The sequence below is a fragment of the Pantoea sp. Ep11b genome (assembly GCF_040783975.1).
GTDB lineage: Bacteria > Pseudomonadota > Gammaproteobacteria > Enterobacterales > Enterobacteriaceae > Pantoea.
On record NZ_CP160631.1, the window covers coordinates 3,690,506 to 3,706,858 of the forward strand.

Here is a 16,353-nt window from a genome sequence, read left to right on the forward strand (position 1 = left end):
TTTCGGGCCGCGCACGTTCCGGCAGCCGGTTGCTTAACTGTTATATATAAAATGCGCAGATCTGTTTCTGATGTGCTTGACTGTTATCTGTTGTAATAGCTAACAGATGACAGTGAGGTAACTAATGGACGCTATTAAACAAATCCTGATCGACGAGATCGCCACGCTTAACCGTGAAGAACGTCGCGACAACCTGCCGCGCTTCAGCCTCTCGTTTCTGAAAAACCATCCAGGTCTCTGGGCCGTGATGTACCTCTGCTACGGCCTCTGCGTGGCGCTGATTTTCACCACCGAGATGCTGGGCTGGCCTGCCTTCTGGTTTGCTACCGTGTTTGTGCTGGTGATGAGCCTGCTGATGCTGCTTGATATCAACCCGAAGTATCGCTTTGAAGATATCGATGCGCTCGACCTGCGTGTCTGTTACAACGGCGAATGGTATTACGTTCAGCCGGTGCGTGAGCAGGCCATCTCACGCATCCTTTCCCTGCCCGATACGCCGGAGCGGGTGAAGAGCGGCATCCAGCGTCTGCTGACGCAAAAAGGGGAAGTGGATTTCTACGATGTCTACTACCTGACCTGGGGCCACCAGCAGGCGGCGAACGTTTAATCCGCCAGCCCTTCCGCCATCAACTGCCCCAGCGTTTCGATTGCCGCCTCGGCCCGACTATCCCACGGCCAGGCGGTGTTCAGCCTGAAGCAGTGACGGAACTGCTCGCCTGCCGAAAATAGCTGTCCCGGTGCAATACTGATCCCCAGCGCCAGCGCCTGCTGATAGAGCCGGGTGGTATCAATACGTTCAGGCAGGGTCACCCAGAGAAAGTACCCCCCGCGGGCTTCACTGACCGTCGCATGCAGCGGCAGCACCTTCAGCAACGCCTGACGCACCATCTGCTGTCGCTTCACCAGAATCTGCCGCAGCCGTTTCAGGTGGGTGTCGTAACGCCGCGTGGCGAGAAAATCGGCCAGCGCCAGCTGCATCGGCGCGCTGGTTGAGAGCGTACTCATCAGCTGCAGGCGCTGGATCCGCTGCGCATGCTGGCCTGCGGCGACCCAGCCGACGCGGAATCCCGCCACCAGCGATTTCGAGAACGACCCGCAGTGCAGCACGTTTCCCTGACGATCCCAGGCTTTGGCTGGCAGCGGCGGCACATCTCCGGCCCAGAGTTCGGCATACACATCGTCTTCGATCATCGGCACCTGATACCGCGCCAGCAGCGCCACCAGCTGCTGCTTACGCTCCGGGGTCAGGGTGACGCTGAGCGGGTTCTGCAGCGTGGTCATCAGCCAGCAGGCTTTTACCGGCCAGCGCTGCAGGGCCTCCTCCAGCTGCACCAGATCGATGCCCTCTCTGGCGTCCACCGGGATCGCCAGCGCCTTGAGCCTGAGCCGCTCGATCGCCTGCAGCGCCCCATAAAAGCCCGGCTGTTCAATCACCACATAGTCGCCCGGCTCCGTCAGGGATTGCAGGCTGAGGTTCAGCGCCTCCAGCGCCCCGCTGGTGATCACAATCTCATCCGGCGACAGAGTGATGCCCTGCCGCGCATAACGCTGTGCCAGCAGCTGCCGCAGCGTGGCGTTGCCGGGTGGCAGGTTGTGCAGCGCATCGGTGGGGGTCAGATGGTGTGAGACGTTCGCCAGCGAGCGCATCAGCTGGCGCTGCGGAAAGAGCGCGGGATCGGGAAAGGCGGAGCCAAACGGGACGATGGCGGGATCGCGTGTCGCCTGAAGCACATCGAACACGAAGTCGTTGATATCGACCTGTTCGCTGATCGCCACGCTCATCGGCGCGGGGGCCAGGGCACGCGGCGCCACGTAATAGCCCGACTGGGGACGCGAGACGATCCAGCCCTGACTCTCCAGCAACTCATAGGCATGAAGCACCGTCATCAGGCTGACGCCCTGCTGCGCCACCTGCTGACGCAGCGACGGCAAACGGGTGCCCGGCAGCCAGATACCGGCCTCTATCTGTTGCTGAATCTCATCCATCAATCGCTGGTATTTCGCCACGGGTGACCTCTCCTTGTTTAACCGCGAGACTTTACCACGCACAGCGATCAATGACAGGCGCTACGCGTCGCTTATCGGCCGGATAGAGAAGCTTCTCTGCCCGGCCAGCGGCGCGTCAGAGGGAGGCGACCTGCGGCATCAGCGGCTCGTCGGCGTCTGCAGAGTGGCTTACGCTGGCGACCGCCTCTTCAATCTCTTCCGCCACAAAGTTCGCCATTTCCGGCACCCGCTCAGGCGGAACCGGCCTGCCCAGCAGATAGCCCTGCAACATATTGCAGCCCAGGCGGGTCAGGAAAGCCTGCTGTTCGGCGGTTTCTACCCCCTCGGCCACCACCTTCAGTTGCAGCGACTGCGCCAGGGCCACAATCGCCGAGACGATAGTGGCATCCTCTTTCTGATGCTGCAGTTCGCTGACAAACGCCCGGTCGATCTTGAGTTCACTGGCCGGCAGTCGCTTCAGATAGAGCAGGCTGGAGTAGCCGGTGCCAAAGTCATCGATCGAGGCTTTGACACCCAGCCGGGTCAGCTCGGTGAGGATGCGCACGCTCGCATCCGGATCGCGCATCGCGGTGGTTTCGGTCACCTCCAGCGTCAGTTGCTCAGCCGGGATCTGATGCTTTTGCAGCGCCTCTGTCACGATTTCAACCAGATTCGCCTGTTCAAACTGTAACGGCGACAGGTTTACCGCGATCGACCAGTCCGGATGGCCCTGCAGATGCCACTGACGCAGCTGCCGGCACGCTTCGTGGATCACCCAGTTACCGATGCTGACAATCATGCCGGTCTTTTCCGCCATCGGCAGGAATTTATCGGGCGACAGCAGGCCGTGATGCGGATGCTGCCAGCGCAGCAGCGCCTCAAAACCAAGGATCGGGCCACGCGGGGCGCAATATTTAGGCTGATAGAAGAGCCGCAGCTCCTGATTGTCCAGCGCCTGCCAGAGATCGTTGTTGAGCTGAAGCTGGCTCTGCGCCTGGATGTTCATGGAGGGCTGGAAGAAGGTGTAGCCGTTGCGGCCGTTGTTTTTGGTGTGATACATCGCCGCATCGGCGTTAAACATCAGCTCACGCTCATCCACTCCATCGCCGGGGTAGACCGCGATGCCGATACTCAGCGACACCACCAGCTCGTAGCGGGAGATATCGAACGGGCAGTCCACCGCTTTTACCAGCTTGTCGGCGATGGTCGCCGCATCGTTGGGATCCTCGATTTCTGCCAGCAGCACAAACTCATCGCCGCCCAGCCGCGCCAGCGTGTAGTAGCCGGTCATCTGCTGACTCATCCGCTCGGTTACGCCTACCAGCAGGCTGTCGCCAACATGGTGGCCGAAGGCATCGTTCACCGCCTTGAAGCCGTCGAGATCCATAAACATCAGCGCAAACTGCGTCTGTTCGCGATTCGCTTTGTTGATCGCCTGCTCCAGCCGATCTTCCAGCAGGATGCGGTTTGGCAGCCGCGTGAGGTTATCGTGCAGCGCCAGTTGCGCCAGCTCGCGGTTGGCCTCCGCCAGCGAACTGGCGAGAAGCGAGGTGCGCGCCTGGAGCCGCGCATCCAGCATCGACACCAGCAGCGTGATGCCCAGGATGGAGAGCGTGACCACCGTGACCAGAATCGCCAGCCAGTCACTGTTGACCCCCTGTCCGACGGAATGACTGTGAGCGGGAAACTCTGCCGCCACCATGCCCGTGTAGTGCATCCCCGCAATCGCGCATCCCATCACGATCGAGGCGCCGATGCGCAGCATGGTGATCCGGCCGGTTCTCCCTTCACGCAGGTTAAACGCCAGCCACAGCGCCGCGCCGGAAGCGGCCAGCGCGATCACCACCGACAGCGCCACCCAGCCCCATTTCCAGACGATGCCAGGAGAGAACATCAGGGCCGCCATGCCGGTGTAGTGCATCGCCACCACGCCGCTGCCGAGGATGAGAGCTCCCCCGCCAGCCGTCGCAGAGGCAGTTCGCCATGGCAGACCAGCCACAGCGCAAAGATAGAGGCACACACGGCGATAGCGGCCGATAACGCCGTGAGTGCGGCGTCGTAGCTCATGACCATATCCATGTTCATCGACAGCATGCCGATAAAGTGCATCGCCCAGATGCCAATGCCCATGGAAAAACCGCCGCCAAACAGCCAGACCAGGGCCACTTTGCCGGTCGAATGCACCACCCGGCCGGCCATATCTAAGGCGGTAAACGAGGCCAGCATCGCGACAAGAATCGAGACGATGACGATAAAAGAGTCGTATGAGGTTGCTAACATTGTGCATTCCCGGGTAAAGCCGCGTCTGGCGTTGAACAGAGGTTTTTGTGACTGTTTTCGTTATTATCGGCGCGGCGTGACGGCTGATGAGCCGTTAACGCCGCAGGTTTCCACTCATTGTAAGTGCCGAAACCTATCGTTATCGTCCATTATCGTCAGCCTGACGCCGACGCCATCGGGGGTTGCCGGGCCATGAGGCCAAACACTTCCACCCGGTCTGCTGGCGTCGGCTTGCCCAGCAGATAGCCCTGCAGCGCATCAAAGCCCAGGCTGGTGAGCAGATGCTGCTGCTCTTCCGTCTCGACACCTTCCGCCACCATCCGCAGGTTGAGACTCTGCGCCAGCGTCAGCATGGCGCTGACCACCGTCGCATCTTCACTGCCGGGCCGCAGGCAGTTAATAAAGCTGCGATCGATCTTAAGTTCGCTGGCATCCAGATCTTTCAGATGCAGCAGATTGGCATAGCCGATGCCGAAATTGTCGATCGCGATGCTGACGCCCGCCTGCTGCAGTTCGCGGATACGCTGCTGGCTGAACGCGGGATCGCGCATCGCGATCGCTTCGGTGACCTCCAGCATCAGCGCGCAGCCCGGTAACTGATAACGGGTCAGCGTCTGGGTCAGGATAAACAGCAGATCGCGCTGATGGAACTGCAGCGCGGAGAGGTTGACCGAGACAGTCCATTCACTGTGGCCCTGGTTGTGCCAGATGCTGAGCTGACGACAGGCTTCCTCGATCACCCAGTTGCCGAGCGCCACAATCTGCCCGGTTTTTTCGGCACGCGGCAGAAACATCTCAGGCGTCAGCAGGCCGCGCTGCGGATGCTGCCAGCGCAGCAGGGCCTCAAATCCCATCAGGCGTGTGCCGCCGGAACGAAATTTCGGCTGATAGAACAGGCGCATCTGCTGGCGATCCAGCGCCTCCCAGAGGTCGTTGGTCAGCTCCAGCTGATGCTGCGTTGCGGCGCTCATAGCCAGCTCAAACAGGCACCAGCCGTTGCGCCCGCTGTGTTTAGTGTGGTACATCGCCGCGTCGGCGTTAAACATCAGCTCCTGACGATTGCGGCCGTGCAGGGGAAAGATCGCAATGCCCGCGCTGAGCGAAACGTGCAGGACATAGCGGTCAAATTCAAACGGCGCGCCGATCACGTTTACCAGTCTTTGCGCCAGCTGGCAGGCCACGCTGATATCGCATCCCTTAACCATCAGCACAAATTCATCACCGCCCAGACGCGCCAGCAGCATCGTCTCGCTGAGCTGGCTGCGCAGCCGTTCCGCAACCGCCATCAGCAGCCGATCGCCGACGTGATGACCCCAGGTGTCATTCACGGCCTTGAAGCCGTCAAGATCCATATAGATCACGGCAATGCGATGCCCGTTAAGCATCGCTTTTTTGATCGCCTGATCGAGCTGCTGCTCCAGCATGACCCGATTGGGCAGCGCGGTCAGGTTGTCATGCAGCGCCAGCTGCCGCAGCTCCTTGTTCGCCTGCCTGAGTCGCGTCGCCAGCCGGGCGGCGCGCATCTGCGCATCCAGCATCGAGCAGAGCAGCGTGATCCCCAGAATCGAGAGCGTAATCAGCGTCACCCACACCGCCAGCCCCGGATTACTGAGACCGTGCGCCTGCATCGTACTGTCGTCACTGAATGTCGCCGCCGCCATGCCCACATAGTGCATACCGGCAATCGCGATCCCCATCACCAGCGAGGCCAGCCCCCGCATCAGCAGCAGATGGTGATCGCCCTTGCGCAGATGAAACGCCAGCCAGAGCGCCACGCCGGAGGCGACAAATGCAATCAGCACCGAAAGCGCCACCAGCAGCCCATTCCATTCGGGTCGCGGTTCAACCAGCAGCGCACACATGCCGAGATAGTGCATCACCACTACCCCGGAGCCTAGGATCAGGCTGCCGCGCAGCAGTCGCTGTCGGGTAAGATGCAGCCCGCCCACCGTCTGACCAAAGGCCAGCATCGACGTCAGGATCGCCACCAGCAGCGAGAGGATCGTCAGCCGGATGTCGTAGCGCATCGTCATAGGCATCATCATCGCCAGCATACCGATAAAATGCATCGCCCAGACGCCGATGCCCATAGTGGTTCCGCCCACCAGCAGCCAGAACCGGGCGCGCCAGCCACGGGAAACCGCTACGCGTCCGGCGGTATCCAGCGCAGTAAAAGAGGCAATAAAGGCCACGAGCAGCGAAACGCAGATCAGAACGCTATCCCAGGTGACAGGCAACATAGATAACTCCTCACCACCCGTGGAAAAACGGGTGCTGTGTACAGTCTTTAAAAAGTCATTAAAAAAGCACCCAACGGGTGAAAGCAGATAAATGCCGGTATTTTTGGTTCTTAAGTTCCGGCCAAACGTGCCCGCAGACGCAGGCTTTCTCTATGCTGCATCTTATTACCCGCCAGCGGTGCCAGCCGGTAAAACGTTATTTTGTCTGATTGGTACAGGAACATATCACCGAAGCAGAAAGCGTGCCAGCGGCCAAAAATAGCGGGCAATTTCGTTTTGCCGTCTCGCTTTACGCCTTGCTGTTACTGGGTTATCGGCCAGGACGCGCATTAGATTAGGGAAAAATAAAAGCCCGTGCTTCGCGGAACGCTTTAACTGATCTATAGTAAGTAAAACTGATATAAATCATCACTCTTAAGCCTAAGATTTTTCTTATGACTGCGGCGCCGACCGCTCTGCTGTTTTTATTTCCTTTTTTTGGGTTGAATTATTAATTAACACCGGGTGAAAAAGCACTGACTCTCGATAATCCGTAAGGAAATATTATGAAACTCAAGCTTTTTCTTATTGCCGCTGCAGGGTTTACTGTCGCCCTTCCCGCATTAACCCAGGCGGCGACGACCTCGGGAACGATCAACGCCACCCTGACACTGACCACCGGGTGCCTGGTCAATGGCCAGTCCGCTACAGCCGGTGTTAACTTCGGTACCCTGAACTTCGGCAGCAGCGCAGCCACCTTTGATACCCTGAATGCCACCCTTGTCGGCGCGGCGGGTAACGGTATTTTTGTGCGCTGCACTACCGGTCAGGACTACAACGTAGTGGTGACCAGCAGCAATGCGGCACCCGCCACGATTTACGGTACTGCCTCTGCCTCCCCCCGCTATCTGCTGCTGGGATCGAACAATGCGCAGGGCATCGCCTATACCCTCTATAGTGACGCCTCTTTTACGACCGCAATCGCGAACAATACGCCGATCGCGGCCAGCGGCACCTCCGATCCGACGCTGGGCACCAACTACGCCATCTACGGCCGGGTGGTGGGCGGTGGTTTTAATCCGCTGATCCCTGCCGGTACTTACACCGATACGATCAACGTCGCCGTGAACTATTAACTGCTGCTGCAGGACAGAAAAGGTGGTTCTCTGGCGAGCCTGCCTGACGATCGCGTGTGGCCTGACGCTGCTGACAGGCAGCCTCCGCGCCTGGGGTCTGCCGACCAGCACCTTCCAGGTCACCGCGTCGATTGTGGCAGGCTGCGTGATCTCCGGCACCAACACCGGCGTTTTCGGTGCGCTTGATTTCGGTTCGCAATCTGGCGTGTCAGCCAATACCGTCAACGCCAGCTTTGTGCAGAGCACCTCCATTAACCTGGCCTGTACGCCGGGCACCACGCTGAACATGAGCATCAATCAGGGCAGTAATTTCACCACCACCCGCAACCTGAAGCTGCCCGGTTTCAGCAGTACCGTTCCCTATACGCTCTTTAGTGACGCCAGCCGCACCTCGGTGATCCCGGTTAATCAGTCGGTGCCACTGAGCTACAGCAATGCCAGCAACATTACGCTGCCGATCTACGGCCAGCTGAAACTTCCCGGCACTGCACGCGCGGGCGTCTATACCGACACGCTGACCGTCACCCTGAGCTGGTGAGGCAATAAAATAAGGATATGCACATGAAGCCACTGCGCGCCCTGCTGTTACTGCTGAGTTCCGGCCTGCTCTCACCGGCCTTTGCCGCTAACTCGGTGATGATCTGGCCCATCGACCCCGCCATCAATCCCGAGGAGAAAGCCAGCGAACTCTGGCTGGAGAATCGCGGAAACAGCACCACCATGATGCAGGTCCGGGTCTTCAGCTGGCAGCAGATTAATGGCCAGGAGCAGTATCAGACCCAGCAGGAGGTGGTCGCCAGTCCACCGATGGTGCGGATGGAGCCGGGTCAGAAACAGCTGGTGAGGCTGATCAAACAGACCGCGCCTGCGGCCGCTAAAGAGCGGGCCTATCGGGTGGTGCTGGATGAGATCCCGACGCCGCGCAATCCCGGTGAAAACCAGGCCGGGCTGACTTTCCAGATGCGCTACTCGGTGCCGCTGTTTGTGTATGGTCAGGGCGTCACCGCCGACAGCGTGCGCCCGGCGCTGCGCTGGCAGCAGGTCAGCGAGGGCGGCAGGCGCTGGCTTCAGCTGACGAACAGCGGCAACGGCCATGCCCGGCTGAGCAATGTGACGATTGGCGGTCGCCGACTGGGAGAAGGCCTTTATGGTTACGTGCTGGCGGAGAGCAATCACCGCTGGCCCCTCAGCTCACCGGTCAGTGGTGAACTCAGCGCAGAAGTGAATAAAAAGCAGTGGCGTAGCGCGGCTCAGAAGTAAGCGCTGAATGCGATCTTTCTCCCTGCATCCCTGTGCGCTGGCGGTCGCCAGCCTCCTCTGCACCGCCGCACCCGACGCGCTGCGGGCGGAGACTTACTCCGCCCTGCCGCCGCCGCCCAGCCTGCAGAGCCAGGGCGACGCGCAGCAATATATGCTGGAGCTGGTGGTTAACCAGCAGGCCAACGGCAACATCGTGCCGGTCGAGCAGCGCGACGGGCATTTCCGGCTGCGCAGTGGCGATCTGCAGCGTGCCGGTTTGCCAGCGGAGAAGCTGGGCGCTGAGGCGCTGGTCGATGTCAGCAGCCTGCAGGCGGTAAAGGTGGAGTATGACGCGGCACGGCAGCGGCTGCTGCTCACCGTGCCGCCCGCGTGGCTGCCGGGTCAGGTGATCGGCGAGGCGAAAAACGGGCCACGCTATCCTGGACGCACCAGCCGCGGCGCACTGATTAACTACGATCTCTACGCCAGCCGCACCGACAACAGCGGCACCCGCCTCTCGCTCTGGAATGAGCTGCGCCTGTTCGGGGAGGCCGGACACCTCTCCAGCAATGGCGTCTGGCTGCAGCAGCTCGAAGGCCAGACCACCTATCAGGACGATGGCTATATCCGTTATGACAGCTGGTGGAGTCGCGACGATGAGAACACGGCGATGAGCTGGCGGGTCGGCGACCTGGTCACCGACTCGCTGGCGTGGAGCAGCAGCGTGCGGCTCGGCGGCCTGCAGATGGGCCGCGACTTCAGTGTCCGCCCCGATCTGGTGACCTATCCGCTGCCCGCCTTCTCCGGCCAGGCCGCCGTGCCCTCTACCGTCGATCTTTTTATTAACGGCTATCGATCCAGCCAGGCAAATGTGCAGCCAGGCCCCTGGTCGATGACCAATGTGCCCTTTGTTAACGGCGCGGGTGACGCCGTGATCACTACCACCGACGCGGTGGGACGTCGCGTCACCACCACCATGCCGTTTTATGTCTCCAGTAATCTGCTGAAGCCGGGACTGTCTGACTACGCGCTCTCTGCAGGCGCGATCCGCCAAAACTACGGTATCCGCAACTTCGATTATGGTGCTGCCGCCGCCAGCGGATCCTGGCGATACGGCATGACCGACTGGCTGACGCTGGAGAGCCACGCCGAAGGCAGCAAAAGCCTGGCGATGGGGGGCGTCGGCGGGCAGCTGCGCGTTGGCAGCTGGGGCGTGGTCAACGGTGCGGTAGCCCAGAGCCAGCTTGAGGGCGACAACGGCAGACAATATAGCTGGGGATACCAGTACAACAATCGCTGGTTCAACCTCGGCACGCAGCAGATCCAGCGCAGCAGCACGTTCGGCAACCTGGCACTGGTCGGCAGTCGTGCCGGAGGCCTGCCGGACAGCCGCCGCTACGCGCTGTCGCGCCGCAGCGCGCAGTACAGTGCCAGCGTCTCACTGAACCGCTTTGGCAGCGTGGGGGCCGCCTTTATCGATATCACGGACGGCCAGGGCGATCGCACCCGGCTGTGGAACCTCTCCTGGAGCAAAAACCTCTGGGGCAACAGCAGCCTCTATGTCTCCGCCAGCCGCGATCAGCAGGAGAAGAGCTGGACCGGCGCTATTTCGCTGGTGATCCCGTTTGGCGAACAGGGCAGCGCCGCGATCAGCACCGAACGCGATCAGCGCGGCCGCGACAGCCAGCGCCTCTATGCTTCCCGCGCCATGCCCAGCGACGGCGGCATTGCCTGGGATGCGGGCTGGGCGAATCAGAGCGGTAACAGCGGTGACTATCGTCAGGGCAGCCTGCGCTATCGCAACAATCAGATCGACACTTCGGCGGGCTTCTACGGCGACAATGAAAACCTGACGCAGTGGGCCGATCTCTCCGGCGCGCTGGTGCTGATGGACAATCATCTCTTTGCCGCTAATGCGATCAATGACGCCTTTGTGCTGGTGAAAACCCGCTACCCCGACGTGACCGTCCGCTACGAAAATCAGCCGATGGGCCGCACCAGTCAGCAGGGCTACCTGCTGGTGCCCGCCATCAGCAGCTACTACCCGGCCCGCTATGATATTGACACGCTCGATCTGCCCGCCGATATGACGACCCCTCGGGTGGAGCAGCGCTTCGCGGTGAAACGCCAGAGCGGCTACCTGCTCGATTTCCCGGTAGAGAAGCTGCGCTCGGCCAGTGTGATCCTGCTCGATGCCGCGGGGCAGCCGCTGCCGGTCTCCAGCCAGGTGCTGCGTCCCGGCCGTCCCACCGAATATGTCGGCTGGGATGGACTCGTCTGGATGGAAAATCTCACCGCCAGTAACCCGATTGCGGTGCTGACGCCCGACGGTCGTCGCTGTGAAACCGAACTGCGGATCGCCAGCGGTCAGCCGCAGGCGCTGAAAACCTACGGTCCCCTGACCTGTGCGCTGCCGCCCCCGGCGACAGGCAGCGCCACTTCCGCTGATCCTCTCTACGGAGCGCAACCATGATGAGATCTCTGCTACTGGCTGGCCTGCTGCTGCTGCCCTCGCTGGGCTACGCCGCCTGTTCCCTGCCCGCCTCCAGCGCCAGCTTCGGATCGGTCTCTACCTTTGTGGCGAACACCACCATCAGTTCAGTGACCACCAATGCCAACGTCAACTGCGGGTCAGGGTCCGCCGTGTCGCTGCTGGGCAATAACCAGATCACCTTTCAGCTGACGGGCGCGACCAACAGTAACGGCACGCGCGGGATATTAAAGCGCAGCGGTGACACCGGCAGCGACAATGTGCCGGTCCGGCTCTGTACCGACTCAGCCTGCGCCAGCGAACTGACGATTGGCGGCACGCCGTTCGTCTATGGATCCCAGACCCTGATCAACCTGGCGGGGTTGCTGGGCAGCCTGAATTTTGCCATTCCGGTCTATCTGCGAACGGTGCCCGGCCAGGTGGTGGCCGCCGGGACATATCAGGTGACGCTGAATATGGCGGTGACGTACCGCATCTGCACCAGCATCGCGATAGGGGGGCTCTGCTTAAGCGAACAGAACGGCAGCGGCGTCATCCCGATCAACCTCACCGCCATCCTCACCAATGACTGTACGACGATTACCTCGCCCAATATCAGCTTTGGCAGTGCGCCGCTGGTCGGCAGTTTCTCCGCCGTTACGCAGACCATTAATGTCCTGTGCAGCAAAGGCAGCACCTATACGGTCGGACTGAGCAATGGCAGTTATCCGGTGGGCAGCGTGCGAAATATGGCCAGCGGGGCTAATCGTCTGAGCTATGAGATCTATAAAGGATCCAGCAGCAATCGCTGGGGGTCGGCAGGAACGGAACGCTGGAGCAGTACGATCTCCTCGGCGGTGTCAGCGGATGGACTGACGCGCGGCTATAACTACACCGCGCGCATCCTGACTTCGCAGAGCACGCCGCCAGCCGGAAACTACAGCGACAGCGTGGTGGTCGATTTGTCGTTTTAGAGCGAGGCGCTGACCGGTGCGGTGCGGTGACGCAGCTGATACTGCTTCACCATCCGGCCAATCAGCAGCGTGCCGATCAGCCCGCAGACGGCCGCAAAGGTCAGCCAGACGCCCGGCATCGCCTTATCACCGGTGGCGTGGATCAGATAGCTGGAGATGGCCGGGGTGAAGCCGCCAAACAGCGCCGTTGCCAGGCTGTAAGCCATTGAGAAACCGGCAGCACGCACCTCGGCAGGCATAATTTCCGCCAGATAGACCACCATCGCGCCATTATAGCTGGCGTAGAGGAACGACAGCCACAGCTCCGCTTCCAGCAGATGGGCGAAACTGGCCGAGCCCACCATCCAGTGCAGCACCGGCCAGGTGGTGACAATCATCAGCAGCGTAAAGACGATCAGCAGCGGGCGGCGTCCGACGCGATCGGACAGCGCCCCCATCAGCGGCAGCCAGAAAAGGTTTGAGAGGCCGACGCAGAGCGTCACCATAAACGCCTGCCTGTCGCTCATCATCAGCACAGTTTTGCCAAAGGTAGGGGTAAACGCAGTGATCATGTAGAACATCACCGTGGTGGTGACCACCATCAGCATCCCCGCCAGCACCAGCGCCCAGTTGCTCGCCACCGACCGCATGATTTCCGTCATGCTCGGGTGGTGTTTGCGTTTGCTGAATGCTTCGGTCTCCTCCAGCATCCGGCGGATATAGAACAGGAACGGCACAATCAGACAGCCGACCACAAACGGGATGCGCCAGCCCCACTCCGTGACTGCCTCTTTCGCCAGCAGGTGGTTCAGCATCAGCCCCAGCAGTGCAGCGAAGATCACCGCAATCTGCTGACTGCCCGACTGCCAGCTGACGAAAAAGCCTTTACGCCCTTTGGGGGCCACTTCCGCCAGATAGACCGACACGCCGCCCAGCTCAACACCCGCCGAGAAGCCCTGCAGCAGTCGCCCCAGCAGAATCAGGATCGGTGCCGCCGCGCCCAGGGTCGCGTAGCCTGGCACCAGCGCGATGGTCAGCGTGCCGATTGCCATCAGGCTCAGCGTCAGCAGCAATCCTTTGCGACGGCCATGATGGTCGATGTAGGCACCCAGAACGATCGCCCCCAGCGGGCGCATCAGGAAGCCCGCGCCAAAGGTCATCAGGGTCAGCATCAGGGAGGCAAAGGGATCATCGCCAGGGAAGAAGGTTTTGGCTATCGCGGTCGCGTAGTAGCCAAAGACCATGAAATCGTACATCTCCAGGAAGTTACCACTGGTGACGTTAAAGATCGTTCGGGCGGCACTTTTGGGTGGTTTTTGTAAAGACGGGGTGTGACTCATAACGGCTTCCTGTTGTTTTTTAGCCGTTTTAGCCTGCCTGCGTCAGGAATAATGTGACCAGGCTCACCATTGCACTTTACAAAACTATGTACATAGGTAACAACAAATTAACAATTCAGCTCAGCCAGCATAACCGATCGGTGCGATCGTCGGTTGGCCTGATTTTGTGTGGCTGGCGCGCAGCCATAAAAAAAGGCGACGGAAGCCGTCGCCCTGTTCAGCGGACGGATAACCCGCTATTTCTTCACGGTTTCCATACCCATCAGACCGATTTTCAGGTAGCCCGCGGTGCGCAGCTTATCCATCACGCTCATCAGCGTTTCATAGTCCACCGACTTATCTGCCTGGAAAAAGATGGTGGTCTCTTTATTACCCTGGGTCTGGCTGGTCAGTACGTTCACCAGCGAATCGGGCGTCACGCGGTCGTTGCCGACATAAAGCTGCTTATCCGCCTTGATCGACAGGTAGACCGGCTTTTCCGGTCGTGGCTGCGGCGCACTGGTTGATGCGGGCAGATTGACCCGCACGTCGACCGTCGCCAGAGGCGCGGCCACCATAAAGATGATCAGCAGGACCAGCATAACGTCGATAAACGGCGTCACGTTGATCTCGTGCATTTCACCCTGTGTCTCCAGGTCGTCGTTTAATCGCATTGCCATCGGTGCTTACCCTAACCGCAGTTTCTGAGCGGTGGCGGGACGCGGAACATCCGGGGCAACGGTGCCGAGGTCGATATCACGGCTTTGCAGCAGCATGACCTGAGCGGCCACATCGCCCAGCGAGGCTTTATAGTTAGCGATCATGCGGGCAAACACGTTGTAGATCACCACCGCCGGAATAGCCGCCACCAGGCCGACCGCGGTCGCCAGCAGCGCTTCGGCGATGCCTGGCGCGACCACGGCAAGGTTGGTGGTCTGGGTTTTTGCGATGCCGATAAAACTGTTCATGATGCCCCAGACGGTGCCGAACAGCCCTACGAACGGCGCCACCGAACCGATGGTGGCCAGGAAACCGTTGCCGCGTCCGGCGTGGCGGCTGAAAGCTGCGACGCGGCGCTCCAGGCGGAAGCTGGTGCGGTCTTTGATGCCGTTGGTGTCTTCCACACCCGCCGACAGCGCAAGTTCGTTCTGCGCATCGTTCAGCAGCACCGCGCTGTGGCTGTGACCGGTAAACGACCGGGCGATGCGGGCGGCGTCATTGAGAGTGCGGGCTTCGCCCAGCGCCTGCTGCTCGCGCTTCAGGCGACGCTTCGCCGCGCTGAGTTCGGCATATTTGCCGAAGAAGATCGCCCAGGTTACGACAGAGGCCAGCAACAGGCCAATCATAACCACCTTTACCACGATATCGGCATGTTGATACATGCCCCAAACGGAGAGGTCCGTTTGCATCAACTCACTGGCTACCACGCTGCTTCTCCAACTTCTGATTCAGGGATGCAAAACAAGCGCAAATAATAGCAAACTGGTGCCGAATTGATAGTAGTTCTCATTAGTATTTACAAACAGCAGTCGGCCGGCGGCGCTGTCTGCGACCGCTTTCAGAGGCATATGCCCGGATGTTTCTAAAATGTGAAGCTGCATGAAAATTTATTAAAACAACGTTTCAAAATGTGATGGAATTCATTCAATCAGCATCGCTGCATTTTACTCAGGCCGGTTTTCACTATGCTGGCTCCTCACGGCCCTCTCCGGTTTGCCCCAATCCCGGGCCGTCCTACCTCTGCGGGAGACAATATAATGAGAATGACAAAAACAGGCCTGGCGACTGCCCTGGCGGTGATGATGATGAGCGCTGCCGCCCAGGCACAGGTCATTAAAGTTGCCGAAGTGCAGCCCGCGGGCTATCCGACGGTGGTCGCTCTGCAGCATATGGGTGACAAACTGAAACAGGCTACCGACGGACGGCTGGAGATGAAGATCTATGCCGGTGGTGTGCTGGGTGATGAAGACCAGACGCTGCAACAGGTGCAACTCGGCGCCATCGATATGATCCGCGTTTCGCTGGCACCGGTGACCTCGATTGCCCCGGAAACCAGCGTGCTGACGCTGCCCTATATTTTTCGCGACGTTGACCACATGCACAAGGTTCTGGATGGTGAGATAGGTCGCGAGATCGCCAGCCGGTTCGATAACGATCCCAACGCCCGCATGGTCTTTCTCGGCTGGACCGACGCCGGTGAGCGCAACATGATCACCAAAAAGCCCCTCGCGCAGCCCGGGGATCTCAAAGGGATGAAGATCCGGGTGCAGAACAGCGCCATCTCGCTGGCAACGCTGAAAGCGATGGGCGCAAACCCGGTGGCGATGGGCGTCAGTGAAGTGTTCAGCGCCATGCAGACCGGCGTGGTCGATGGCACCGAGAACAACCCCCCGACCTTTGTGGCCCACAACTATCTGCCGGTGGCGAAGTATTACACCCTCAGCGGCCACTTTATTCAGCCGGAGATGATCCTCTATTCAAAACGCGCCTGGGATCGCCTGAAGCCCGACGATCAGGCGCTGCTGAAGAAGCTCGGTAAAGAGGCGCAGGATGAAGAGCGCCAGCTCTGGGCGACCTACACCGACGACTCGATCGCGAAGATGAAGGCGGGCGGCGTCACGTTCCAGCAGACCGACCGCGACTATTTCGTTAAAGCGACGCAGCCGGTGCGCGATCAGTTTGGCGGCAAATATCAGGATCTGATGACCCGGATCGCTGAGGTGAAATAATCCCGGCGCCACACTGCCGTGT

Annotated in this window: 12 protein-coding genes and 1 pseudogene; 7 read left to right on the top strand and 6 right to left on the bottom strand. The window is 60.2% G+C overall.

Features of this window, described 5'->3' with window-relative positions; all coding sequences use genetic code 11:
* Nucleotides 1–124: 124 nt before the first annotated feature.
* Nucleotides 125–607 (top strand): YlaC family protein, encoded by a 483-nt coding sequence (locus AB1748_RS17305; RefSeq protein ID WP_111141810.1) that lies wholly within the window; start codon nucleotides 125–127, stop codon nucleotides 605–607.
* On the opposite strand, the gene AB1748_RS17310 is transcribed toward AB1748_RS17305, so the two are convergent.
* The 3 genes and pseudogenes from AB1748_RS17310 to AB1748_RS17320 all read right to left on the bottom strand — a co-directional run bounded on the left by AB1748_RS17310 (nucleotide 604) and on the right by AB1748_RS17320 (nucleotide 6,506).
* The gene (locus AB1748_RS17310; RefSeq protein WP_367395825.1) at nucleotides 604–2,007 is read right to left on the bottom strand and encodes a PLP-dependent aminotransferase family protein; all 1,404 of its coding nucleotides are present in this window, start codon (nucleotides 2,005–2,007) and stop codon (nucleotides 604–606) included. The genes AB1748_RS17305 and AB1748_RS17310 overlap by 4 nt on opposite strands.
* 115 nt (nucleotides 2,008–2,122) lie before the next feature.
* Nucleotides 2,123–4,266 (bottom strand): annotated as a pseudogene (locus tag AB1748_RS17315) (putative bifunctional diguanylate cyclase/phosphodiesterase).
* A gap of 155 nt (nucleotides 4,267–4,421) precedes the next feature.
* Nucleotides 4,422–6,506: a bifunctional diguanylate cyclase/phosphodiesterase gene (locus AB1748_RS17320; RefSeq protein ID WP_293774558.1), complete on the bottom strand. Its 2,085-nt coding sequence runs from the start codon at nucleotides 6,504–6,506 to the stop codon at nucleotides 4,422–4,424.
* Between the two features lie 545 nt (nucleotides 6,507–7,051).
* On the opposite strand from AB1748_RS17320, the gene AB1748_RS17325 reads away from it, so the two are divergent.
* Genes AB1748_RS17325 through AB1748_RS17345 form a run of 5 tightly spaced genes read left to right on the top strand, consistent with a single transcriptional unit; the run spans nucleotide 7,052 to nucleotide 12,304 of the window.
* Nucleotides 7,052–7,621 carry a spore coat protein U domain-containing protein gene (locus AB1748_RS17325; RefSeq protein WP_111139871.1) on the top strand — a complete coding sequence of 190 codons (570 nt, stop codon included), beginning with the start codon at nucleotides 7,052–7,054 and terminating at the stop codon, nucleotides 7,619–7,621.
* A gap of 43 nt (nucleotides 7,622–7,664) precedes the next feature.
* On the top strand, nucleotides 7,665–8,159 hold the full coding sequence (locus AB1748_RS17330; RefSeq protein WP_233498982.1) for a spore coat U domain-containing protein: 495 nt from the start codon (nucleotides 7,665–7,667) through the stop codon (nucleotides 8,157–8,159).
* A 23-nt stretch (nucleotides 8,160–8,182) separates the two neighbouring features.
* Complete coding sequence (locus AB1748_RS17335; protein WP_293774557.1) at nucleotides 8,183–8,881, top strand: molecular chaperone; 699 nt, start codon at nucleotides 8,183–8,185, stop codon at nucleotides 8,879–8,881.
* A 7-nt stretch (nucleotides 8,882–8,888) separates the two neighbouring features.
* On the top strand, nucleotides 8,889–11,333 hold the full coding sequence (locus tag AB1748_RS17340; RefSeq protein WP_367395826.1) for a fimbria/pilus outer membrane usher protein: 2,445 nt from the start codon (nucleotides 8,889–8,891) through the stop codon (nucleotides 11,331–11,333).
* Nucleotides 11,330–12,304 (top strand): spore coat protein U domain-containing protein, encoded by a 975-nt coding sequence (locus tag AB1748_RS17345; RefSeq protein ID WP_367395827.1) that lies wholly within the window; start codon nucleotides 11,330–11,332, stop codon nucleotides 12,302–12,304. The genes AB1748_RS17340 and AB1748_RS17345 overlap by 4 nt, the downstream gene beginning before the upstream one ends.
* Here the strand turns inward: AB1748_RS17345 and AB1748_RS17350 are convergent.
* The 3 genes from AB1748_RS17350 to exbB form a co-directional block, all read right to left on the bottom strand.
* On the bottom strand, nucleotides 12,301–13,623 hold the full coding sequence (locus AB1748_RS17350) for an MFS transporter (protein WP_111139876.1): 1,323 nt from the start codon (nucleotides 13,621–13,623) through the stop codon (nucleotides 12,301–12,303). The genes AB1748_RS17345 and AB1748_RS17350 overlap by 4 nt on opposite strands.
* Before the next feature lie 236 nt (nucleotides 13,624–13,859).
* Nucleotides 13,860–14,282: a TonB system transport protein ExbD gene (exbD, locus tag AB1748_RS17355; RefSeq protein WP_128085180.1), complete on the bottom strand. Its 423-nt coding sequence runs from the start codon at nucleotides 14,280–14,282 to the stop codon at nucleotides 13,860–13,862.
* Between the two features lie 6 nt (nucleotides 14,283–14,288).
* Complete coding sequence (gene exbB / locus AB1748_RS17360; protein ID WP_293774552.1) at nucleotides 14,289–15,011, bottom strand: tol-pal system-associated acyl-CoA thioesterase; 723 nt, start codon at nucleotides 15,009–15,011, stop codon at nucleotides 14,289–14,291.
* A gap of 348 nt (nucleotides 15,012–15,359) precedes the next feature.
* Here exbB and AB1748_RS17365 point away from each other — a divergent pair, with 348 nt between their 5' ends.
* Complete coding sequence (locus AB1748_RS17365) at nucleotides 15,360–16,331, top strand: TRAP transporter substrate-binding protein (RefSeq protein ID WP_111139879.1); 972 nt, start codon at nucleotides 15,360–15,362, stop codon at nucleotides 16,329–16,331.
* The last annotated feature ends 22 nt before the right edge of the window (nucleotides 16,332–16,353 follow it).